This is a genomic window from Pseudoalteromonas sp. 1181_04, from assembly GCF_052850545.1.
Genome location: NZ_VXCS01000012.1, coordinates 80623 through 105061, shown reverse-complemented (window position 1 = coordinate 105061; position 24439 = coordinate 80623). Strand labels below are relative to the sequence as shown.

The window sequence follows — 24439 nt, the reverse complement described above, 5'->3', positions numbered from 1 at the left end:
ATACAGAAAATTATTCCCATTGCTTGTAAAGCTAATTGTTTCGTCTTTTTTGTTTCCCCGTACTTGGAATTACCGATCTTAATATATGTTATAGCTATGGAGCATTGGCATACCCTTTCAAGTGAGTTGTTAATTTGTAGTATAATAATTATTTGATTTAGGATGAGTTATATTTCACTTTTTGATACTTCTATCTTTCCCGTAAGATTATATTTCAGCAACCAATTGTTTTTTATGGCCTTGTTACCAAGATTTGTTTTTTTGATTTTTATTTAACATTTATTTATTTTTATCAGTTGACTGTTAATTAATCATACAATATTATCAATGTCAGGCAGCAAATAATTAACATAATAAAAGGCAACCTTAATACAGGCTCTGACAACAAGTTTGTAAATAAGGGGAAGCAGAGGGTAATAGCCTTCTGGGGAAAACAAATGGAGAACACCACTCATGTTCAAAAAAACACACATAGCTAGTGCAATAATCATGGCTGTTTCATGTCAGTTTGCATATGCGCAGCAAGAAGATAATGCATCGGTAAATGCTGAGAAAGACGACATTGAAATTATTCAGGTTTCTGGTATTCGTGGTAGCTTAAATAAGGCACTGGCTGAAAAACGCTTTAGTACACAAATTGTCGACTCTATTATTGCAGAAGATATTGGCAAGTTCCCAGATAACAATGTAGTTGAAGCACTACAAAGGGTTACTGGTGTACAAACCACAGGCCGTGGTGCTGGTGAAGTGAGTACTGTGTCTATTCGTGGTCTAACGGATGTTCATACTACGGTCAATGGTCGAGATATTTTTACCGGTGCAGGGCGCGATGTTGCACTGCAAGATATTCCGGCGAGCTTACTATCTGGCGTAACAGTTTATAAAACGCGATCAGCAGATCAAGTCGAGCGAGGTATTGCGGGTTCAATCGACATTAAAACAAATCGCCCGTTTAACTTTGATGGCCAAAAAGTTGTTTTAGCTGCACGTGGTATTTACTCCGATCAACCAGATAAAGTTGACCCAAATATTAGTGCACTGCTAAGTAATCGTTGGGAAATTGACGGCGCTGGTGAGTTTGGTGCACTGTTTAATGTGTCGTACTCTGAAACCAATTATCGTGATGATACGATAACTGCAGGTGCAGCGTTTCCATTTTTTACTAATAATCCGCAAGCAATGTACTCTCCTTATTCACGTATTCCTGAATATGACTCGCAAGGAAACAAGGTTTGGCAGATTGGTCAAGAGAACGGTTTACCTAATACTCCAGGGTCTAAACTAAACGTTGAAGGTGAGCCGACAGAGTATTTAATAGCACGTGATGCTATCTTTGGTACGTCATTTACTGGTTTACGTAAACGTCCAGCAGCTTCTATCTCGTTGCAGTGGGCACCGGTTGATACTTTAGAAATAACCGCCGAAGGTTTTTACACCGGGTATGAAAACGAGTCACAAAATGCGATGTGGTTTTCAAACACGTTTGAAAACGGCAATGGCAATATTGAAACACCAACTATTTTCGATGGCACTAATGTAGTTAAAGAAAAACAAGCGATTAATGCAGGTGGTTTCCAAAGTGGTGATTTCTCATATGGTAAAACAGATAGTTACTTATATGCACTAGGTGCACAGTGGCAAGCTAGTGAATATTTAACAATTAACACTGAAGTTGTTTATCAAGAAAGTGAATTTGAAACTGATTTTTTTGCAATGCGCTTTGACCGTGTAGCCAAAGGGTTAAATGTTGATTTTAATGATAATGACGGAGTTCCTGGGATTGCATTTTGGGATGATCCTAACACCGCAGTAAATGAAGCTGATATGGCTGCAATACAAAATTGGAATGCGGGTACGGTGTATGATAACGGCGGTGGTAATCGCGGGGATTCTACGACATTTACTTTTGACGCTGAATATCTTTTTGGTGGTCGATTCATTGATAAAGTGAAATTTGGCGGTCGCTACGAAAAACGCACAGCTGAAGAGTTCACTCGAACAAATGAAGGTGGGATTGGTAATACTAGTGTTGAAAGTTTAATTCAACAATTGGCCGCAGCAGGCGCTACTGGTGATGGATCCGGTATTGTATTCCATGTGGATGATTACTTCGATGGCAGGGCAGATACATTCAGTAACTTCGTTACCGCTGATGGTGGTTACATGCTTGATAACGCTGGTGCAGTACGCAACGTGTATGGTCTAGAAGCCGAAAATGTTTATAAAAGCTTAGATATTGAAGAAAACTCGTATGCATTATATACAACCACTAATTTTTTCATAACTGAAAATATAAGTGGGGAATTTGGGGTGCGTTATGTCAAATATGAGCAGGATATGGACTTCACAGCAGAAACTGGAACAAATACTAATATTTTTGATTCCAGCTCTGCGAGCGCAGACGTCAGTAAATTACTGCCAAGCTTAGTTCTAAACTGGAATATAACCGATGATGTGATAGGTCGTTTTGCTTACACTAATACCTTACGTATGCCTAATTTTGCAGATTTAAATGCCTTGCAGTATTTTACGGATCCTCTTACAGAGGGAACTAAGAATGGGACGGGCACAGGAGGGAACCCGCAATTACAACCTGAAGAGTCGACAAATTATGATATCTCTTTAGAGTGGTATTTTGCCGATTCAAGTTCACTTTACGCAACTTATTTTTTACGAGAAATAGATAGCCGAATAGTCCCAGGGCGAAAAGTTGTGATGCGACCTGATAAGAATGGTGACATTATTCCTTACGCGCTTAGTGCCCCTGTTAATGCAAGTGAAGGCGAATTATCTGGTTTGGAACTTGGTTTAGTATATTTCCCGGATAACTTGCCTGAAATGCTAAATGGGCTTGGTCTGCAAGCAAGTTTTACCGCACTAGATTCATCTCAAAAGCTACCTGAGTATAACAACGATGGAACCATTAGCGGTTATGTAGATTCAAGTATGGCTGGTGTATCTGATCAATCATATAGTGTGGTGGGTATTTATGAGCGAGATTCGTTCGATATGCGCTTATCGTATGTATGGCGTTCAGAGTTCTATACCGGTAACGAAGCGGCTATTTTTGCTAATCCATTGCAATTTTGGAACCGTTCAGAACAAAGTTTAGATTTCCAATTTAGCTATGATGTAACAGATGATTTTGTGGTGACTTTTGATGCTACAAATATACTCGACGATGTGTATCAAAGTTATTATGGTGAAGGCAACGAAAACATCTATAACTTTGGTAACGGTATATATTCACGCACTTTTGCAATTGGTGCCCGTTATTCTTTCTAAGTTTATATAATCTTTAAAGTACAAAACCTCGACTTTGGTCGGGGTTTTTACTTATCAACCCATTGAATTGATTTAACTTGTATTTATTCGCTCTGAGATAGTTGAGCTTCCAAAATTATGATTCGTCGAAAAGAGTTGCGATCCTATTAGTATGATAATACTATCAATGAAGTTATCATTAAATTTACAATAATAAGCAATACAATGGTCACCAGTGTGATAAAACAAAGAATAGGTGACCTTTATTATTTTAAATATGGCGTATTAAGGTACTACATATTTTAAAAATCAGGTAGTTGTATGGAAAATCAAAAGTTATCAGTGGTAGAAAAAGTCGGTTTTGGTGCCGGTGATATGGCAGTAAACGTTATGGTTGCTGCATTATTTTATTTTATGTCGTTTTTCTACACCGACATTTATGGCCTCGACCCTGTTGATATGGGTATTTTATTTTTAGTTGCACGTTTTGTTGATGCGTTTACTGACCCATTAATGGGCGTGATTACCGATAAAGTAAAAACTCGCTGGGGGCAGTTCCGCCATTGGTTCTTATTTTTATCTGTGCCATATGGTATTTCAATCGTCCTGCTATTTACCACTCCAGATTTTGATTACAATATGAAGTTGGTGTGGGCTTACCTTACTTATTTATTTGCCACCTTGATGTTTACCGGTGTAGCAATTCCTTATATTTCGTACATTGGCGTATTAACCGCAGATCCTAAAGAACGTTTATCAGCGAATGGTTATCGGATGTTTTTTGCCAAAATAGCCAATGTTATTATTGTATTTTCTGTACCTTTACTGGCATCAATGTGGGGCGGTGGCGATATCGCTCATGGTTATAAACTGGCAATGATTTTAGTGTCTACCTGTGGTGTAGCATTGTTTCTGTTTTGCTTTTTTACTACTCGTGAACGTATTACTCATGAACCACAAACCGAAAGCATACTGACCCAATTTAAAGTGCTGATTAAAAACGATCAATGGTTGCTGCTATGCGCCGCATGTGTGCTTGGTACTTTAGGTTATGCAATTCGTGGCAGTGTGGCTATGTACTACGCTAAGTACTATTTAGGTGCTCCTGATCTGGCGGGTACTTTTACCAGTGCAGGTATCGCAGCATCAATAGTATCTATGGTGGCAAGTACGTGGATCACCCAACGTTATTGTAAGTTAAAACTATTTAGATGGTCACAAATCGCAGTGTTGTTTATTTCGCTGATAATGTTTTTTGCAGTGCAACCTGGTGACATCTGGTTGGCCTTTGTGTTGTATATCATTTTATCTTTCGTGGTTGATTTGCATGCACCGGTGTTTTGGTCCGCGATTGCAGAAGCGGTTGACTATGGCGAAATTAAAGACGGTGTTAGGGCATCAGGTTTGTCATTTGGCGGGATTTCATTTTGCCAAAAAGCCGGTGGTGGTTTAGCGGGTCTTGCCGGTGGTTTACTGTTAGCTTTTTTTGATTACCAGCCAAATATTGAACAAAGTCAATTTACCATGACTGGATTAGCATTAATGCTGACCATTATTCCTGGTGTGTTTCATGCCATTTTGGGCTTTGTGCTATTTAAATACAAAATTACCGATAACTATTATACCGATATGGTTAAAAACCAGCGGTTACCAGAATAATTTTAGGAGCATTTATGTCAACTTTACCTAAACCTTTGATCCCACAACGTGCTGATCCATATATTCATAAGCACACAGATGGTTATTATTACTTTACCGCGTCAGTGCCTGCCTATGATGGCATTGAACTGCGCCGTGCAAAAACCCTAGAAGGGCTTGCAACTGCAACGCCAAAAATGGTCTGGATGAAGCCACAAACAGGTCCATATTCTGAGCTTATTTGGGCTCCTGAGATCCATTTTAATGATGGCGCTTGGTATGTTTATTTTGCCGCAGCACCGAGTAGTGAAATTAAGCACGATTTATTTCAGCATCGTATGTATGCAATTAGCTGTAAAGATGCGGATCCGATTGAGGGCGAGTGGCAGTTTTGCGGTCAAATTGAAACCCCATGGGATACTTTTTGTTTAGATGCCACGACTTTTTATCATAATGATGAGCTTTATTATTGCTGGGCACAAAAAGAACCGGGTGTAAAAGGTAACTCAAATCTGTACTTGGCAAAAATGTCATCACCAACAGAGATCACTGGCGAAATCACCCGTTTAACCATCCCTGAACTTGATTGGGAAATAATTGGTTTTTGGGTGAATGAAGGCCCTAACGTACTTAAACGTAACGGTAAAATATTCTTAACGTATTCAGCCAGTGCCACCGATGAAAACTATGCTATGGGCTTGCTATATGCGGACCTAGATAGTGATTTATTAGATATAAATAGCTGGACTAAAGTGCAAGAGCCGGTATTTCGTAGTAACGAGCCTAAGTCGATGTTTGGCCCCGGGCATAACAGTTTTACGCAAGATGAAAATGGTAACGACGTGCTGGTTTATCACTGTCGTCAATATACTGAAATTGAAGGTGATCCACTGTGGAACCCAGATCGTCATACCTTCACAAAATCACTAAATTGGGATGATAACGGTATGCCTGTTTTTGGTAAGCCTGGCGAACAATAAAAATAACAAAAGGACTCTGTGTATGTTTGTTTTAGCAGTAAAAAAATTACCACACGTTATTAGTTTTTCTCTTGCGGTAATGTTGTTATCGGCTTGCAGCGAACACCCTAATGCAGATGATAAAACTGTTAATACGCATCATACACAGCGCACACCACAACAACTTTTTGCACTTGAGCAAGTTAGCTTAAGTGCAAGCCCATTTTTACATGCCCAGCAAACTAACGTTCGTTATTTATTGGCATTGCACCCAGATCAATTATTAGCCCCTTACTTACGTGAAGCTGGTATCGAGCCCAAAGAGTCATCTTATGGTAATTGGGAAGACTCGGGGCTTGATGGTCACATTTGCGGTCATTATTTATCGGCGTTAAGCCTTGCGTGGGCTGCAACTGGCGATGAAGAACTAAAGCGCCGTTTAGATTACATGTTAAATGAGCTACAACGCGCACAACAGGTTAATGACGGTTATTTAGGAGGCATACCAAATGGTCAAGCGATGTGGCAACAAATCCATGATGGCAATATTAAAGCCGATTTATTTAGTTTAAATGATCGTTGGGTGCCGCTTTATAACATAGACAAAATTTTCCATGGCTTGCGTGATGCTTACTTGATTGCAGGCAGTGAACAAGCAAAAACCATGCTGTTTGATTTAGGCGAATGGTTTTTAAACTTAACCTCTAAGTTAAGCGAGCAGCAGATTCAACAGATGCTGTATTCAGAATATGGCGGTTTAAATGCGGTATTTGCCGATATGGCGACGATCAGTGGCGATAAGCGTTATCTCAAATTAGCGCAACAGTTTACTCAAAATAGCATTGTCGATCCGCTGTTAAAAAAACAAGATAAGCTAACTGGCTTACATGCTAATACCCAAATTCCAAAAATTATTGGTATGTTGAAGGTCGCTGAGGCCACTGATGATAAAGCGTGGCAACAAGGCGCAGATTATTTTTGGCAAACAGTGACTAAAGAGCGCTCAGTGGCCATTGGTGGTAACAGTGTGCGTGAGCATTTTCACGACAAAAAAGATTTTACCGCGATGGTTGAAGACGTTGAAGGCCCTGAAACCTGTAACACGTACAACATGATGAAACTCAGCAAGCTGCTGTTTCTGAAAACCGCGGACACTCGCTATTTAGAATACTACGAGCGCGCAACCTATAACCATATTTTATCGTCACAACATCCTGAGCACGGTGGGCTTGTGTACTTTACGCCAATGCGTCCTGGGCACTATCGTATGTATTCATCGGTACAAGATTCAATGTGGTGTTGTGTCGGTTCGGGTATCGAAAATCATAGTAAATACGGTGAGCTGATCTACAGTAAAAATGACGATAACTTATGGGTAAATCTATTTATTCCAAGTACGCTTGATTGGCAGCAACAGGACTTAAAAGTAACTCAACAAAGCCATTTTCCGGATGCTAATAATATAACCTTAGTGATTAACACATTAGATAAAAACATAACTCATCAGCGCAGCTGCATATTCGTAAACCAAGTTGGGTTACTGATGAATTGCAGTTTAAGCTTAATGGCAAAGCAATAAATGCCACTGCAGAGCAGGGGTATTACGCAATAAAACATGACTGGCATGATGGCGATAAATTAACTTTTTCTTTAGCGCCAAAACTGTACACAGAGCAGTTGCCTGATGACCAAGATTACTATGCGGTATTGTATGGTCCTGTGGTAATGGCAACCAAAGTACAAGCGTTTAAAAATGAGCATTTAAACTTTGTTGCTGATAACAGTCGCATGGGTCATATTGCAGCAGGGCCTACCTGTCCACCCGAAGCACTGCCTATCATGCTCAGTGAACCCGAGCAGTTTATTGCTGATTTAAAGCGAGCCCCTAGCGCAGAACTTGCATTTACCACAGATAAAAATGTCGCCATTGCTCAGCAGGGGATAGGGAGCACACAAACAACTCAGTTAATTCCGTTTTTTAGGCTTCATGATAGTCGCTATCAAGTTTACTGGCCGCAGCAAAGTGAAGCCGAATTTACTCAATTTGTTAAAGATTCAAAAGCGGCTGAACAAGCAAAAGAGCAATTACGATTATTGACCGTTGACCAAATTACACCGGGCGAGCAACAGCCTGAAGTTGAGCATGACTTTAAAGGTGAAAATACCCGTGCAGGTGTTAATAACGGCCATCATTGGCGTGATGCAACAGGTTGGTTTGAATATAAGCTAACTAACTCAGAGCAGCAGGCAGTTGCACTGCGTATCCGTTACTTTACTGCAGATGTTGGACGTAAGTTTACTATCACAATTAATGGTAAGGTGCTGGCAAAAGTTAGCTTACCTGCTAAGCAAACCGGTGCAGAATTTTACAGTATTGATTATCCATTAACTGATGAAATGAAAAAAGCTAGCTCATTAACACTGCGCTTTAGTGCAATAAAAGGATCGGTTGCTGGTGGTATTTACGGTATTCGTTTAATCAATAATAACTAGTAGGACGAGTATGAGTTTACAGCATTATGACGATGTGCATTCTAAAGTGAGTGTTCGGCGCTACCCGCTCGCAGAGCAATACATAACACAGCCTGGTGTGCATGTAACCGGCTCGGGTTTAATGTATCGAATTATTGAACTGGGAAGTGGCGAACCACCTTCATGGGATGCTACTGTTAAGGTGCAGCAACGCGTGATGACTGCAACAGGGCATGTGCTTTATGATACGCGGCAAATCGAGCAAGTGGCTGAGTATGAGATAGCAGAAGCAATTGAAGGTTTGCAAGAAGCACTCATGCTGATGCCTAAAGGCAGCCGTTATGAACTTTTGATTTTACCGCATCTAGCCTACGATATTTACAGTGTGGCACTGAATGAATCTTTAGCGACAAGCAGTGAGCAGCTTATTTTTATGGATATTAAACTCATTGATTTTAAAGAGTAATATTGGTGCTAGAGCAGTAATTCTTGTGTTAAGAATGCGATATATCAAAACAAAAAACCTGCAAAAAATGCAGGTTTTTAGTGGCTGTTCTTAAGTGTTACTTCTCAATCAGCTTAGTGGTGCGCTTGTTTAGATCTTTGCTATCAACTACTGGCCAGTTATCGTCCCAAGTCATCGGTAGAATACGTAATTTTTGTAAACCGTTATCAGCCGTTTCGTAAGCATGAAGTACTAAGTAATCTTTACCGTCAAAGGTATAAGCAGCATTATGACCAAGCGCTACCCAGTCTTTATTACCTTCGATCACCAGCGAACCACCGCCATTATTTAAGTCACGGCCTTCTTTATCAAGGTATGGGCCTTCTACGTTTTTACTGCGCCCTACACGGACATTGTAAGTGCTGTCTAAACCTTGGCAGCATTTATCAAACGACACAAATAGGTAGTAATAGCCATTCTTTTTAAAGATATATGGTGCTTCTACAGGTCCGTGTTCAGTGTTAGGGCGTGCTGAAATGCTATGCCATTCTTGTGGTTGTGCCAAACGTACCATATCATCGTCAAGTTTCACTAATTTAAGACCGCCCCAAAACGAACCAAAGCTCATCCATGGTGTACCATTGTCATCTTCAACAATCGCTGGATCTATGGCATTCCAGTTATCACGCTCAGGCACAGACTGTATAACTATACCGTGATCTATCCATTTATAATCTGGTGATTTAGGATCTAGAGTTTCGTTAACCGTTACACCGATCGCCGAGGTGTTTTTACCAAACGCAGACACAGAATAATAAAGGTAAAACTTGCCATCTTTTTGGTATACATCCGGCGCCCAAAGGTGGCCACCAAAGTCACTGGCAACTCGTTTTGCCCAGCTCGGCTCGTCTTTAAATACGCGCCCGGTAAGCTGCCAATTTTTCATGTCTTTGGATTCGTAATACGTGATGCCCATACCCGTGCTAAAGACGTAATAGGTATCGCCTTCTTTGGTCATTACAGGGTCGTGTACTTCAACTTGTTTAGCCATGGTATTACTTGCTAAACAAAGTAATGTGCTTGCACCGAGCAGTTTACATGTATGAGCGAACTTTTTTGCGTGTTTCATAGTTGCCTACCTTTTTATTTTAATCATTAAACTTATCAGCTACTATAATATATGTAATACAATATTAACAGTGGAAATTAAACTATAAAAATAGGAAATACCATGGCCAAGAATCTGATTGCCACTGCAATTATAAGCGTACTTAGTATGTCATGCTTTTACAGTGTTGCAGAGGCAAATAATAGCCCAACATTAATGCCAATTGATAACCCGATTGTTTTGCAACGCGCAGATCCTTGGTTGGTCCGCGATGAAAAAACCGGTTGTTATACCTTTATTGGTACATCCCCTAAGTTTGACGAAATTGAATTACGTCAAGCTTGTAGACTTAATGACTTGAAACTAGCAGAGCCAAAAGTGATTTGGCATAAAAATGAAAAAGGCCCAATGAGTACCAATATTTGGGCACCAGAGCTACATAAAGTTGATGGCAGTTGGTATATTCATTTTGCAGCGGGTGATGTAGAAAAGCCGTTTAGTATTCGTATGTTTGTGCTTAAAAATGACAACAAAAATCCGATGAAGGCCCAATGGCAAGAAATGGGGCAATTAAAAACCCACCTTGATAGTTTTTCGTTGGATGCCACAACATTTAGCCACAACGGCAAACGCTATTTAGTTTGGGCACAACAAAACCAACCCGCAACGTACAACTCTGCATTGTGGATTGCACAAATGGACTCACCAACAGCGATAAAAGAGCCAATAGTTAATATTTCAGAGCCAACACTTGATTGGGAAATACAAGGCTATAAGGTGAATGAAGGAGCTGCAGTGATGATCCGTGAGGGAAAAGTGCTACTTACGTATTCTGCCAGTGCCACCGATGATCGATATGCAATGGGCTTGTTATGGGCCGATGCCGATGCAGATTTACTCGACCCCGCAAGCTGGCATAAAAAGCCACAGCCAATTTTTGCAAGTAACGAAAAAGTAGGGCGCTTTGGTCCAGGTCACAATAGTTTTGTAAAAGCAGAGGACGGTGTTACAGACTTACTAATTTACCATAGCCGTGATTATAAAGAGTTACAGGGTACACCCTTAACAGATCCAAATCGCCATGCGCGTGCACGCGTAATAAAGTGGGATGACCAAGGATTTCCTATTCTTTCGCCAGAGTTTCCGGACTAATTATAGAGCTGATAATAAAAAAGGAGCCTGTGGCTCCTTTTTAATGAATTAGGGCTGATTACTCAACAATAATCCCTACAGCATCTAAATAATAGTCTGTCCAACTATTATATTGCCCTTGTAACCACATAATCACTTTATGTTGATCAGAGTTGACTATCATAGGGCGTAAATTTTCATTGTGCTTATCATGTGTTAACTGCTGCCACTGAATACTTTTAGTATCATCATCAAGCCCAATGTGTGCGCTAAATATTTGATGCGGCATTGATAAAGACTCACCTGTCGTAGGATTTACATTACTTGAAATAACCACGTGAGAAGGGTCGCTAGGATCCACAGTGATTAAGCCTGTATAGCTGGCTTCACGGTCATATAAACGGCTTCCTGCAAACGCAACTTCACGGTCATGCCATTTTTTGCCATCCCAAGATGCAATACGATAGCGCTGATCTTGATTATTTAAATAATAAGTATAAGCAACGTGTGGATAGCCTTTATCATCAAATGCTACTGAGCTGGTCCAAGCGCTTTTTTCAACACTTAAATCAACACCGCGGAAGGTTCCGCCGCCACCTTGAAATAATTTCTCTGCTTCGGAGGGTTTTAGCGGACCTTCCTTTTTCAGGTTTTTAATCAATGTGCCATCCACGTTATAGAAATTACCATCTCGAAACTCAGAATAATAAATGCTGTTACCAAAATCACGCGGATGAGCGTCAGTAAATGACAAACCTATGGTGTCTTTGCCATTCCCTGCATAGCGTGCATACGGTCTTTGTACGCCTGGGACTTCATTTTGAATGAGATGAACATGTTCATCGCTCCAGGTAGCACCATCGTCTTTTGATGTAACATACGTTGGATTCCAATCAATACCGCGATAAAGGTTATAAAGTGTTCCTTCATCGGATAAGTCATATAAGTTCATGTAGGTTACGTTGGCAGGACTTTGTATCGTTTTCTCTTCGCCCCAATTTAAAAAATTGTCAGAATTTGAAATACGGTAGTAATGTGCTTTTTCACTATTATGACGTGCGTAAACGGTTAATACACTGCCATCAGGACGCGCATAAAAAACCGGTGAGTTATGATCATCATGGTCAAATTCAGTTTTTAATGTGGTACGACCGAGTAGTTGCTTTTTATCAAGGTCGTAGACACCTACCGCAGCGTCACCCACACCATTGCCAGCAACGCTACCGATAATTAGTTTACCGTTTTGGATAATGGCGCGGGGATCTTGAAACCAACACCACCCTGCATTATGCATTAACGTTTGAATTGTATTGTGAGCGACGTGTTTTTTTGGTTTTTCATCTTCAAGTAGTTTATACACTTCACTACCGGCTGCTAAAAATGCTCCAACACCATACACTTCAGTGTAATCTGGAAATGAATCTCCAGGAGCTGCGCCTACAGGCTGTACGAAGGCGAGCATGCCTTCAGCGGTGACTGAATTTTGCAGCGCTTGCCATGCTTTCATTAACGCTGGACGGTAAGTGACTTTATCTAAGTAACCTTGGTTGATACCCCATGCAATACCATATGCATAAAACGACGTACCGCTGGTTTCTTTTATTGGGTAACCTTCGGTTCCACCTAATAATCCCATTGACCATGTGCCATCTTCACGTTGGATTTCAATTAAACGTGCCGCCATTTTTTTATACAAATTAATGTAAAAATCGCGCTTTTCCCAAGTAACTGGTAAGTCAGGTATCATCAAAGCTAATCCACCAAATACCCAGCCATTGCCACGAGCCCAAAAAACGTCTTCGCCATTTTTTTCGTGTTTATCAAAGAAACTAGAATCACGCCAAAATAGCTGATCTTTCTCACTCCACAATAGGTCATACGTGGCGTGGTACTCTTGATCCATAAAGTCTAAGTATTTTTCTTCACCGGTAATTTTAGCTAAACGTGCCCATACAGGCGGTGCCATAAATAATGCATCACACCAGCCCCAACGATCATGGGCATGAGTATTTTCGGCAAGCCAATCAAGTGTGCCGGTTTTTGGGTGAGCCAAAATCCAATCAAATTGCTTACGTGTTGGTTCAAGCATTTCTGGTTGATGGAAGTCTTCGTATAAAGACAGATAAAATTGACCTACCGTTTGATCATCGGCGTGATAAGGGCGCTGGTGAAGTTTCCAGTCATTTCGCTGACCAATTTCCATTAAAAAGTTTGTATATTTATCATCATCAGCAATTTTACGCCATTCGTTCATACCCGCGTAAAGGGCACCATGATGCCACTCTAAATCATGATATTGCTCGCGATTCATCCACTGTGGTGGTTTGCGTGGCAGCGCGCGGTATTTACCTTCTTCGTCAAAATGTGCAATTTGCCAGTCTGCTACTTTTTTCGTTAATGACTTTACAGATTCTGCGGTTACTTGTTTGTTTTTATCTTTGGCTAAATAGTTACTCGCATAATCTTGCCATTGTTTGAAGGTTGTTATATCACCCGCTTTTGACCAAGCAAAACCAGCATAATAGGTAATTTCACCCGCTTTATTCGTTTGCGCAACAAGCAGTGCATGCGAACGATCTTTCTTATCACTTTGTTGTAAAATATAGTGAGTGTGGGTAAATTTAGGTAATAGTACAGATGTACCCACTTGGCTACCGTCAATGGTTTCCCACGTTGTTATTGCATCACCTTCAGAGTTTACATGTGCTTGTGCTTTACTATCATGGGTAGTGACACCCACAGCAACTTTAAGTTGAATGGGTTGACCATTGTGCGTAAATTGGCTGTGTACTTTATAAAATTGGCTACCTTTTTCAAGTGTGTAGCGTTTTTTCTCGGTGATGTCTTTATCGTTATACTGGTAAGTGAGCTCAAAAACGACTTTATCAGCGGTTTTTTCTATTATTGAATAATCAGTATACACATTGGGCTGTATCAGTCTGTCGCTTTTATCGGCATTTTCATCCCATAGGGCCATTGAGCCACAGCCTAATGAATTACCAACATGATAAGGGTCGTAACCTTCACCATGATCTTCATGATAAGAGATACCTTCTCGTTCTCCTTTATACCATTTATTAATAATTGGGTAATCAACCCGTTTAAGCCAGCAGTCAGTACCGTTGTTTTCAGCAGAGTCTGTTAAAGCAGGCCCATAAACGCGAAAGGCAACCTTATCATTTTCAAACGCAAAGTCGTCCATACGCTCAGGAACAAAGCGTGCTTCTACACTTTTTTGGGGAATTATTGAGGAGCAGCTACTGAGTAATACTAGAGAACTTATAGATGCAATTTTAAGCAGAGTGTTCATCATCACCACTTTATGATTGTTCATTAATTGGCACTGAGGCTAACAACACGAGAGGAAGCTAGGTAGCCTGATTAATGAGTGTCTTTATCTGTGTGCAAAAAAGGGAGTGATAACACTCCCTATAAACGTGGGAACAACTAATTAAGTTTTACCAGAAGCGGTAGTAAATAAACGTAGTGATACCGATGATCCCCGCAGTATGAATGTAATCCCACTTATCTAATCCGGCAGCCACTTCTTTTAAAGTATCTTTGCCGATACTTGAGAAGGTTAAGCCTTTAAGCTGCTCTTCACTGGCGGGTTTAGTGAAAAAACTCACCACAATCATTATCACTACCACCACTACAAACAGTAAAATACAGTAGTAAAGCCAATTCATGTCGGTGATCCACGCAAGCGGTGTACCGCTGATAGCATCTTTGAAAGGCAATAGTACTAATCTGATCATACCTAACACAAACCCAGACACTAAACCGATAAAACCAGCATCAGGAGTAAAACGTTTACTGCATATACCTAGCAAGAACACGGCGGCAATACCAGGGGCTATTAACGATTGAACGCTTTGTAAGTACTCATAAAGTACATCAGCAATTAAGCTCATAATGGGGATCCACAATAAGCCTAAAATAACAATTGCAACGGTTGCCAAGCGGCCAACTTTTAACAGATGCTTTTCGCTCGATTCGGGTTTGAATTTTTTATAGAAATCGATAGTAAATAACGTCGCTGATGAGTTAAATAACGACGCTAACGAGCTCATTAATGCTGCAACGAGGCCACCAATTACGATGCCTTTGACGCCGGATGGGAGTAATTCGGCAACCAATGTAGGAAACGCTTGGTCCGCACTGTCATAACTAATAATGCCTTTAACTTTTAGTGCATAGGCAATCATGCCCGGTACTAAAAAGATAAAAATAGGTAATAGCTTTAAGTAACCTGCAAACATAGTACCGCGACGAGCTTCTTTAATGCCTTTCGCCGACAGTACCCGTTGTACAATATATTGGTCTGTACACCAGTACCAAAAACCAATGATAAATGAACCAAATACGATCCCCGGCCACGGAAACTCGGTATCTGAGGCACTGCGAATTAAATGCATGTTCATATCGTTTATGCGTTCAACTTCAGACCACCCGCCGACTTTATCCAAACCGACAACTAAGATCACCACAGAGCCAATAATAAGTACTGGCGTTTGTAAAACAGAGGTCCACATGATGGCTTTCATACCCCCAAGTACAGTATAGATACCGGTGATCACTACTAAAGCAATGGCTGAGATCCAGAAGAAATCAATGCCCCAAATGCTTTCAATTCCTAAAATAGTTTTAAACGCGATGCCGCCAGCATAAACAGTCACCGCAACTTTAGTCAGTACATAACTGATCAAGGAAATAACCGATAAAAAAGTGCGTGATTTTGAATTATAGCGGCGCTCTAAAAACTCCGGCATGGTATATACTTTACTGCTCCAGTAAAAAGGCACAAACACCCAACCAAGTAATAAAATAATCCACGATTGCATTTCCCAGTGGGCTAATGCCATTCCCGATTGTGCACCTGCACCAGATAAACCAACGAGGTGTTCTGAGCCAATATTCGAGGCAAAAATTGACGCACCAATAACTAACCAACTCGCATTACGCCCAGCTAAAAAATAATCTGTAGTATCTTCTTCTTTTTGTCTCATCGAGACGACGACAACGGCTAATAACAAGACAAAAAATCCCGCTAACACTAGCCAGTCGAGTGTACTTAATTCGATCATCTTTAATTCCATCTAAGCCCGGAGATCAATCCGGATTATTTGTGTTTATAAAAATATTATAATACAAATGAGGCGAATGAAAGAGATTTGTTAAAAATTAGTAATGCTTTAAATTTTTATGTTTTCAGCAATTACACAGTTCAAACAGCGGAAAAAAGTATTTACAGTAGCATTGTCAAAGATTTGCCTGATGACGCGGTAAGGTTATAGTAGTATCATAGAATAAGTATTTTTAAAGGAACTGTTTATGGCACGCATTGAAAATTTAAATTTGTCGCAACAGGTAACCAATGAGTTAGGTAAAGCCATTATTAATGGTCATTACACTGCTGAAACGGGTTTACCTACTGAAGCAAAATTATGTGAAGAGTATGGCATTAGTCGTACTGCTATTCGTGAAGCAGTAAAAATGCTTGCTGCAAAAGGGCTTATTTCATCGCGCCCGCGCCAAGGCATTCGGGTTGAACCAGCAAACACATGGAATTTATACGACACCAGCGTATTAAAATGGTTGCTTGATAGTAGCCCGACCTTGTATGTGTTAAAAGAATTTTTACAAGTACGCTTAGCTATTGAACCACAAGCAGCGGCACTTGCAGCAAGACGTGCTGATAAAGGCGCAATTGCAGAGATTGCGATTGCAGTTGAAAAAATGCAAGCGGCGGCTGATGCCTCCGATGGCGAAATCCATGAAAGTGATTTAGCTTTTCATACAGCAATTTTGTTTGCCAGCGGTAATCGTTTTTTCTTTCAATTGCGTGATTTTATTTGTACTGCTCTTAACGTTAGTATTCAGCATACAACACCCGCGAAAGGTAATAAAAAAGCCATTGCGGATGAACACTTTAAAGTGTATCAAGCAATTTTAAATGGTGAGCCTGAGCGCGCTAAAAACATGATGACGTATATGATTGACGAAGCTATGTCATTTATTGAAAAAGAAATAGCTGAAAAAGAGTCACAAAACGAATCGAAATAACCATGTTTTGTTAATGAATTATCTTAATACTTAAGGAAATCATGCCAGTCTCAACATCACACACAACAAGTTATCCAAGTCTCGCTGGTAAAAGTGTTTTTATTACCGGCGGTGCAACGGGGATCGGTGAAGTCATGGTAAAGCGCTTTTGTCAGCAGCATGCAAAAGTAACTTTTATTGATATTGCCAAACAGCAAGGTGAGCAATTGTGTAGCCAGTTAGCTGGCCAGTATCGCTTTGATCCGCAGTATATTTACTGTGATCTTCGTGACATTGAACAATTAAAAGCCGCTATTGAAACAACGGGCAAAACACAAGGTGAGATCAGCGTATTGATCAATAATGCGGCTGACGATACTCGCCACGTTGCCGATACCATGAGTGTTGAATACTGGGATGATAAGTTAGCCGTTAATTTACGGCCTTGTTTTTTTTCGGCGCAAGCTGTTGCCCCGCAAATGCAGCGAATTGGTGGTGGTAGTATTATTAATATGGGTTCAGTGAGTTGGCGTATTAAGCAAACTGGCATGCCTGCTTACACCACGGCAAAAGCCGGGATCGAAGGACTAACCCGTTCATTAGCTGCGACTTATGGTAAAGATAATATTCGTATTAACACCTTAGTACCTGGCTGGGTGATGACCGAGCGACAAATAACGCATTGGTTAACTCCAGATATGATTGAAGATGTTAGACATAATCAATGTATAAATGAAACATTACAGGCCGATGATATTGTCAATGCCGCATTATTTTTAGCCGCAGACGACAGTAAAATGATGACCGCACAATCACTTGTTGTTGATGCTGGTTGGACTTAAAATTCAATAAAAAATTTACCTAACGACAATGATATTATAATATTAGGATATTCTTGTCTGTAAATTAGTCAAACCTAGTTAAATAAGGTAGAAACGCGTTGCCCGATATCGTATTAGTTTATTTTATATTAATAATAGGCGCATGCTTGCAATGCGTGATTGGGTTTGGTCTTGGCTTATTGTGCGCACCTATTTTATACTGGCTTATGCCAGAGTTAGTGCCAGGGCCAATGATTTTAAATGCTTTATTACTCACCTCAATTCTTGCCATAAAGCACCGTGGCGCAATAGATCTAAAGCAAACCGGCTATTCAATTTTTGGTGGCGCCGTCGGAGTGTTAATTGCTGCAGCGGTAATGTTGCATGTTGATCCCCATCAGTATCGTATTTTACTCGGTTGTTGTTTACTAATTGCAGTTGCGTTATCACTTACAGGTTGGTCGCCTAAGCTTACCTTTATCTCTAATGTACTGGCATCACTAGCATCTGGTTTTATTGGTACCACCACATCCGCAGGCGGCGCACCGATGGGGCTACTCTATCAAGCGCAAAATAAAGATAAAATTAAAGCTAACTTAAGTATTTTCTTCGTGTTTATTAATTTATTTGGGATCACTGCGCTGCTGCTTACGGGCACCGCTGACTCTAATGACTTACTGCTATTTATTGAATGCTTACCCGCTATTTTAATTGGTTGGGGGCTTTCATACTTGTTAAATAATACAATTAATGAACAAGCCACGCGTATTTTAATTATTGTTGTGGCGACTTTTTCAGGGCTGGCACTGATTTTCTTGCAACGTTAAAATAGCGCAATAAACTCACATGCTGTTTTAAGGTAAATAATGGCGATTAACTCGATTAAAATGATCATTCCTTGCCAATGTTTACTTGGCGAAGGGCCATATTACAGCGCATCGCTAAAGTGTTTATTTTGGGTCGATATTTTAGACAAACTACTTTACCGTTTTGATTGCCAGCAACAAACAGTGTGCCGTTACCCGATGGAGCAGGCTATTTGTTGGATAATGGAAACCACCGAACAGCGTTTAATCGCAGGTTTTGAGCGCGGCATTTATTACCTTGATAACAACACATTCCAACCTAGTGAGCTGTATCCACTGGCTACTCTTGCAGTAAATAATCGTTTAAATGATGCCAAAACCGACCGCAACGGGCATGTGTTTTTTGGTACGATGGATAAACATGAACAACACAATACTGGGGCGTTGTATCGCTTTGGTCAGCAACAAACGCCAACCATTGTTGATAGCAATTATGTGATCAGTAATGGCCCTGCAATAAGTAAAAACGGCCGTATTTTATATTCAACAGAATCATCCACCCGCACTATTTATCAATTTGATTTAAATGAGCAAGGTGAGCTTAGCAATAAGCGAGTATTTGTAAAATTTGACGAGACAATGGGCTTTCCCGATGGCATGACAGTCGATAACGACAATCACTTGTGGGTCGCGTCTTGGAATGGCCACGGCCTTTATCGTTTTTGTGAAAATGGCTCTATCGTGCATTTTTATCGACTTCCCGCACCTAGGATCACCAGCCTCACTTTTTTTGGCGATGACCTAACAACCATCGCCGTTACCTCCGCCCGTACTGGCCTAGAACCTGAGATACTAAAACAATACCCCTACAGCGGCGCCGTATTTATTTTACAAGCCGATATACAAGGAATAGCAGAAACGCCTGCCCAGCTGCGTTCATAATCAGCCAAGAGGTCTTTTTCAGTGCAATGATAAAATGTTAGTATTCCCACATATATATTTGCATAAATGAGTTGCTATGAAGACAAACACTACTTTTTTACAAAATGTAAAACAACAAACCACAGCAAAACCAAGCTCAGAGTTAGAGCGTCTGTGGCAACGCATAGAAAAGCACACTAAACGTAACGCTAATTTTGATACTAAAAAGCAAGGTTTATTTATTCAGTTTAAAGAGCAAGTAGAACCGCACGAACAGCATCAAGCACAAATGATTGCACAGCAGATTTGTCATTTGAGCCAATTTATTCCACGCAAAAGCTTAACCGATGAGCAGCGAAATGAGCTTGTGGATTGGATAAATGCAGATTTAGATTACTTAGCAAGCCATCCGTTTACTGGTCACTTAGATATGGAAACAATATCACACACTTTTAAATTTCATTTAGGTAAGCACAATCAAGAAGCGGTAAACGACATCCCATCGTCAGAGCTTAATGTTTTCAGAACCATGCTGCAGCAAGATTTTCCTGGTTTAGAGTTAACAGATGAACAATTAAAGGAAATTACGCTTGATCCTCAACTGCTCTATAAACACCTAGACGAACAAGGTTTTGGTGATACCCAAGAGCCTGACTCAGAAAGCACAGATGATCCCTTTAATGCCGGCGATGCGCAAAGCGATGATGATGAAGATTGGGATGATTTTTTTGACCAATTTGAGCGGTTTGATCGTGATGAAATTAAACAACAAAGAACCGATGCAAAATTAGAAAAGCTATTTAAAAGCTCACAGCTTAACAAAATGTACAAACGCTTAGCGTCAAAATTACACCCCGATAAAGAGCCAGACCCAACTAAAAAAGCCCAAAAGCACGCGCTAATGCAACAACTAAGCGAAGCACGTAAAGCAAAAGATGGCTTTACCTTATTACAGCTTTATATTACGCATTTTGACGATGATGTGGACTTTGATGAAGAAACCAAAGCAAACCTAGTACCATTACTGCAAAATAAAATAGCCGAGCTAAATGCGCTTCATCGCAGGCAAAAAGAAGGCAACGATGAACATACACTCGTATGGCGTAAATTTAACGGCCGTAGTAAAGCACAGATCAAAGAAAATTTTGCAGATCATATAGCAGCTTTAAATAATGAATGCGATGAAATTACTGAACGCTTAAGCTATTGCACAACAGTAAAAGTACTCAAAGAAGAACTAAACGATCGGATTTTAGATAAACGCCATATGCCCATGTCATTAGAGGCTGCGTTCGAAAGTATGTTTAACCTTTGATCTAAAACAAGTCATTCAAGCAGAAAAGGAATTCAGCTTGTAATCAATGGTTTTTCTGATAACTTGGAATAACAATAAAAAATAATAGTGCAGGGAACGCATGGTTGAAACAACCGATCAAAATAGCCAGCCACTTAACTACAATATCCAACAACGGTTTCATTTTATAGAGCTCATTATTCAATGGGAAGGACGCCTGACAACCAATCATTTACAGCAACATTTTGGTATAAGCCGCTCTAATGCATCCCAGCTAATTCAAGATTATTTAGCGCTCAACCCACACAGTTTAATTTACAACAACTCGCTAAAAGGGTATCAAGCAAGCGATAATTTTATACCCAAGTTTAAGCAGCTGGATCTAACCAATTACTTAAAAACCACACAAGCGAGTATGCAAGATCAAAGTAAGTATCTTACATGGCTAAACTCACCACTTGCACCCATACAACCAGATAAAGTAAGAGGCGTTTTACAAGCGCTGAAACAAAAGTTACGTGTTGATGTTGGTTATGCATCCATTGCTAGCCCAGAATTCGAATCAAGAATTATCAGCCCACATAATTTAGTGTTTGATGGTACTCGTTGGCATGTTCGAGCCTACTGTGAAAAAAACCAAGACTTTCGAGATTTTGTATTAACCCGTTTTAGTGGCGAATATGAATTTGAAGGCGCCGCCCAATTTGACCAAAAACACGACACATTATGGCAAACTCACCTCAACGTAATAATAGAACCTGATCCGCGTTTAGCCCAAAACAAAGCGCGTATTATTGCGCTCGATCACCAAATGCAATTGCAGCCCAATGGCCGATATCAGCGCACTCTAAAAATACGAGCAGCTTTATTACTTTACCTTTTAAAACAATTAGGTGTTGTTAGTTATCACGTTAATCCTGAAGCGCAACAAATCATATTAAGTCCTGAATGCTTAGCCCAGTTACAGCCTTATTTACCTCGTTGATTTAAATCAACTGACTATAAAATAACGAATAAAAGAATATGTACAACTAAGCGACAGGTGATAAATGTACAGTGTTGTTGAATTAACCTAGTAAGCGTAGGGTTTGATAAAACCCGTTAAGGAATAGAGTGATGTCGATACCAAGTTATTTTAAATATTGGGGAAAAGCGAAAAAAGATCCGTTACAAAGTGGCGCTGATTATCATTTATTACCTTATCATTGTTTGGATGTGGCAGCGGTTGCTGACATTTGGTTAACTGAATCTCGCACTTTGCTAAAGCAAATTGCTATACAAATTAACTGCCTGGAATCAGATGCTAAAGCAATAATATTGTTTTATGTTCTACTGCATGATTTGGGAAAATTTGATGCTCGATTTCAAAACTATGTAGAAGAAATAAGAGTTCAGTTACAAGGCGAAGAGTTTGAGGTTGAGCCTGAAAAATACGCACATGGCTCGCATGGTTATCTTCACTTTATGAAGTCTTACGGCCATAACGAGGCAATGAAAGCTGTAGCCGGTCATCATGGTTATTGTGATACATCGATTGACCGTAATTTAGCTGAACCTGACGCTGATGAAGAATTAGTTGAGTTAGATAAAGTTGCACGAAAAGAATGGATTGAATTTTGTTTGGCTTGGACAGGTTTAACAGAAATTCCAGATATCGGCGATATTCCAATGTTAGCTGGTTTATGCAGTGTTGCCGATTGGATTGGTTCTTCAATCACTAGTTTTAAAACTAAAGTTGAGGATTTAAATGAATATTATCAGTGCACTTTACCACGAGCTAAACAAGCGTTAATTGAAGCGGGTGTATTAAATAAGTTAAATGGTGCAGGTTTTGAATATTTATTCTCATCATACCAACCTCGCGGTATACAAACCCTATTGAATGATATGCCATTAGAAACAGGTTTAACTATTGCTGAATCTGATACTGGCTCAGGAAAAACAGAATTTGCATTAGCTTATGCATCTATGTTGATAGAGAAAAATTTAGCAGATGGAATTGTTTTTGGTTTACCCACTCAAGCAACCGCTAATGGTTTATTTGAACGCATAGGTGAAGCTGCTAGTAAGTTATTTCCAGATAGCACACTTACATTGGCGCATAGTAAATCTAAATACTTAATACCAGATGAAAATGGATTTTTACATCAATCAAGCAAAAGAGCTTTTTTAGGTTCTTTGTCAGTTGCAACCGTTGATCAAATATTAATGGGGGTGTTGGGTATTAAGCACCAGTTTATCCGTTCATTTGGTACTAGAAAGTCGGTCCTTATTTTAGATGAAATCCATAGTTTCGATGCTTATATGTACGCTTTAATAGAACGTGTGTTACAAGGGCAACATCAAGCGTATTCTAGTGTCATATTACTTTCTGCAACTTTGCCTTTGTCATTAAAAACTAAATTGGTTAAGCCGTACTCAGGTAAAGTCAGCAGTATTGAGTATCCACTGGTCACTCATGTTGGTATGGATGGAAAAACCCAAGAAATTGATTTGAAACAACCCATAGCACGAAAAAAAGTTTATTTAGAAAATTGGCTGTCCAATGACTTATTGCCAACTGCAGAACAACAACAAAGCTTAATTGAACACGCAAAAAATGGTGCAGTTATCGGTGTTATTTGTAATACCGTGCATGATGCACAAAATTTATATCAACAGTTAAAATCTCAAATTAATACCGAAGATGAACCATTAGAAATAGATTTATTACATGCCCGTTATACCTTTTCAGATAGAGCCAGAATAGAAAAGCAAATTTTAGATATTTATGGTAAACATGCTGGCCGTCAAGGCCGTATTTTAGTTGCGACGCAAGTGGTAGAACAATCCCTTGATTTAGATTTTGATCTTTTGGTGAGTCAAATAGCCCCCATTGAATTTTTAATGCAGCGTATGGGCAGACTATGGCGTCACGACCGTATAAATACAGAGTTAAGCCCTCGCAGTACACGTATAAAACAACCTACTTTTATTACCTTACTCCCAGATCAACCAATATCTAGTTGGAAAACGCATTATCAAGGTAGTGGTTTTGTTTACCGTAATATCCGCGTTTTATATCGTACAAATCAATACCTGAATAAAAACTCTAAGCTTACTTTTCCAGATTGTTACCGTGACGCTATCGAGTATGTTCACAATGAACAAGCATATACGGAAGAACCAGAAGAGTTACTCTCCTTATTTGAAAGTTATCAACAAGAACAAGATGGTTCTGCTTATACCGCCAAAATGTATAGCGTTCTCGATTCAAAACCATTAAATGATGTTGACCCACGCTGCGCTTTATTAACCCGTGAAGGTGAAATGACCGCAACCGTTGTATTGCTTAACGAACAAGGTGAATTATGGCATGGCGGTGATTATCAAGAGCAACAAGACAGAGAGTTAAGTACTGTAGCAATTGCAAAAAAACATGCAAAAGGCAAACAGGATCCTGATTTATATTGTGTAAAAGCGATTGTTAATCATGACATTAATTACAGTGAATTAGGGGTATTTTTGCCTCTAAAGAATGAATAATAAGATTAAA

The 24439-nt window shown here is 39.9% G+C and carries 17 protein-coding genes; 14 read left to right on the top strand and 3 right to left on the bottom strand.

The window, feature by feature from the left end:
- Positions 1-453 precede the first annotated feature (453 nt).
- From FW757_RS11630 to FW757_RS11605, 6 genes are all read left to right on the top strand, one after another.
- Entirely contained in the window at positions 454-3285 is a 2832-nt protein-coding gene (locus FW757_RS11630) for a TonB-dependent receptor (RefSeq protein ID WP_182717789.1), read from the top strand.
- A gap of 300 nt (positions 3286-3585) precedes the next feature.
- Positions 3586-4923: an MFS transporter gene (locus tag FW757_RS11625; RefSeq protein WP_149980054.1), complete on the top strand. Its 1338-nt coding sequence runs from the start codon at positions 3586-3588 to the stop codon at positions 4921-4923.
- 14 nt (positions 4924-4937) lie between these two features.
- Positions 4938-5882 (top strand): glycoside hydrolase family 43 protein, encoded by a 945-nt coding sequence (locus FW757_RS11620; RefSeq protein WP_182717790.1) that lies wholly within the window; start codon positions 4938-4940, stop codon positions 5880-5882.
- 22 nt (positions 5883-5904) lie between these two features.
- Positions 5905-7440, top strand: coding sequence for a beta-L-arabinofuranosidase domain-containing protein (locus FW757_RS11615; RefSeq protein WP_446441238.1), 1536 nt, complete (start codon positions 5905-5907; stop codon positions 7438-7440).
- A complete protein-coding gene (locus FW757_RS11610) occupies positions 7410-8354 on the top strand; it encodes a DUF6805 domain-containing protein (protein WP_446441237.1) in 945 nt (314 codons plus the stop codon). Before FW757_RS11615 ends, FW757_RS11610 begins: the two co-directional genes overlap by 31 nt.
- A gap of 10 nt (positions 8355-8364) precedes the next feature.
- Complete coding sequence (locus FW757_RS11605; RefSeq protein ID WP_145234141.1) at positions 8365-8799, top strand: FKBP-type peptidyl-prolyl cis-trans isomerase; 435 nt, start codon at positions 8365-8367, stop codon at positions 8797-8799.
- A gap of 97 nt (positions 8800-8896) precedes the next feature.
- On the opposite strand, the gene FW757_RS11600 is transcribed toward FW757_RS11605, so the two are convergent.
- Positions 8897-9907 carry an arabinan endo-1,5-alpha-L-arabinosidase gene (locus FW757_RS11600; RefSeq protein WP_149980056.1) on the bottom strand — a complete coding sequence of 337 codons (1011 nt, stop codon included), beginning with the start codon at positions 9905-9907 and terminating at the stop codon, positions 8897-8899.
- 102 nt (positions 9908-10009) lie between these two features.
- Between FW757_RS11600 and FW757_RS11595 the strand changes: the two genes are divergently transcribed.
- A complete protein-coding gene (locus tag FW757_RS11595) occupies positions 10010-11038 on the top strand; it encodes a glycoside hydrolase family 43 protein (RefSeq protein WP_446441236.1) in 1029 nt (342 codons plus the stop codon).
- A 58-nt stretch (positions 11039-11096) separates the two neighbouring features.
- On the opposite strand, the gene FW757_RS11590 is transcribed toward FW757_RS11595, so the two are convergent.
- Both FW757_RS11590 and FW757_RS11585 read right to left on the bottom strand, forming a co-directional pair.
- Complete coding sequence (locus FW757_RS11590) at positions 11097-14351, bottom strand: glycoside hydrolase family 88 protein (RefSeq protein WP_446441235.1); 3255 nt, start codon at positions 14349-14351, stop codon at positions 11097-11099.
- A gap of 124 nt (positions 14352-14475) precedes the next feature.
- Positions 14476-16104, bottom strand: a complete 1629-nt coding sequence (locus tag FW757_RS11585; protein WP_446441234.1) for a sodium:solute symporter — start codon at positions 16102-16104, stop codon at positions 14476-14478.
- Between the two features lie 247 nt (positions 16105-16351).
- On the opposite strand from FW757_RS11585, the gene FW757_RS11580 reads away from it, so the two are divergent.
- The 7 genes from FW757_RS11580 to cas3 all read left to right on the top strand — a co-directional run bounded on the left by FW757_RS11580 (position 16352) and on the right by cas3 (position 24429).
- Positions 16352-17083, top strand: coding sequence for a FadR/GntR family transcriptional regulator (locus tag FW757_RS11580; protein WP_145234132.1), 732 nt, complete (start codon positions 16352-16354; stop codon positions 17081-17083).
- A gap of 41 nt (positions 17084-17124) precedes the next feature.
- The gene (locus FW757_RS11575) at positions 17125-17904 is read left to right on the top strand and encodes an SDR family NAD(P)-dependent oxidoreductase (protein WP_149980061.1); all 780 of its coding nucleotides are present in this window, start codon (positions 17125-17127) and stop codon (positions 17902-17904) included.
- A gap of 98 nt (positions 17905-18002) precedes the next feature.
- Complete coding sequence (locus tag FW757_RS11570) at positions 18003-18710, top strand: sulfite exporter TauE/SafE family protein (protein ID WP_149980062.1); 708 nt, start codon at positions 18003-18005, stop codon at positions 18708-18710.
- A gap of 39 nt (positions 18711-18749) precedes the next feature.
- Positions 18750-19631, top strand: a complete 882-nt coding sequence (locus tag FW757_RS11565) for an SMP-30/gluconolactonase/LRE family protein (RefSeq protein WP_446441233.1) — start codon at positions 18750-18752, stop codon at positions 19629-19631.
- Positions 19632-19707: 76 nt separating this feature from the next.
- A complete protein-coding gene (locus tag FW757_RS11560) occupies positions 19708-20925 on the top strand; it encodes a J domain-containing protein (protein WP_182761401.1) in 1218 nt (405 codons plus the stop codon).
- 100 nt (positions 20926-21025) lie between these two features.
- Complete coding sequence (locus FW757_RS11555; RefSeq protein ID WP_182794545.1) at positions 21026-21889, top strand: WYL domain-containing protein; 864 nt, start codon at positions 21026-21028, stop codon at positions 21887-21889.
- Between the two features lie 131 nt (positions 21890-22020).
- Positions 22021-24429 carry a CRISPR-associated helicase/endonuclease Cas3 gene (gene cas3, locus FW757_RS11550; protein ID WP_446441232.1) on the top strand — a complete coding sequence of 803 codons (2409 nt, stop codon included), beginning with the start codon at positions 22021-22023 and terminating at the stop codon, positions 24427-24429.
- Positions 24430-24439 lie beyond the last annotated feature (10 nt).

Coding starts and splice junctions, on each gene's coding strand:
- FW757_RS11630 (WP_182717789.1), top strand. CDS start 454: ATGTTCAAAAAAACACACATAGCTAGTGCAATAATCATGGCTGTTTCA.
- FW757_RS11625 (WP_149980054.1), top strand. CDS start 3,586: ATGGAAAATCAAAAGTTATCAGTGGTAGAAAAAGTCGGTTTTGGTGCC.
- FW757_RS11620 (WP_182717790.1), top strand. CDS start 4,938: ATGTCAACTTTACCTAAACCTTTGATCCCACAACGTGCTGATCCATAT.
- FW757_RS11615 (WP_446441238.1), top strand. CDS start 5,905: ATGTTTGTTTTAGCAGTAAAAAAATTACCACACGTTATTAGTTTTTCT.
- FW757_RS11605 (WP_145234141.1), top strand. CDS start 8,365: ATGAGTTTACAGCATTATGACGATGTGCATTCTAAAGTGAGTGTTCGG.
- FW757_RS11600 (WP_149980056.1), bottom strand. CDS start 9,907: ATGAAACACGCAAAAAAGTTCGCTCATACATGTAAACTGCTCGGTGCA.
- FW757_RS11595 (WP_446441236.1), top strand. CDS start 10,010: ATGGCCAAGAATCTGATTGCCACTGCAATTATAAGCGTACTTAGTATG.
- FW757_RS11590 (WP_446441235.1), bottom strand. CDS start 14,351: ATGAACAATCATAAAGTGGTGATGATGAACACTCTGCTTAAAATTGCA.
- FW757_RS11585 (WP_446441234.1), bottom strand. CDS start 16,104: ATGATCGAATTAAGTACACTCGACTGGCTAGTGTTAGCGGGATTTTTT.
- FW757_RS11580 (WP_145234132.1), top strand. CDS start 16,352: ATGGCACGCATTGAAAATTTAAATTTGTCGCAACAGGTAACCAATGAG.
- FW757_RS11575 (WP_149980061.1), top strand. CDS start 17,125: ATGCCAGTCTCAACATCACACACAACAAGTTATCCAAGTCTCGCTGGT.
- FW757_RS11565 (WP_446441233.1), top strand. CDS start 18,750: ATGGCGATTAACTCGATTAAAATGATCATTCCTTGCCAATGTTTACTT.
- FW757_RS11560 (WP_182761401.1), top strand. CDS start 19,708: ATGAAGACAAACACTACTTTTTTACAAAATGTAAAACAACAAACCACA.
- FW757_RS11555 (WP_182794545.1), top strand. CDS start 21,026: ATGGTTGAAACAACCGATCAAAATAGCCAGCCACTTAACTACAATATC.
- cas3 (WP_446441232.1), top strand. CDS start 22,021: ATGTCGATACCAAGTTATTTTAAATATTGGGGAAAAGCGAAAAAAGAT.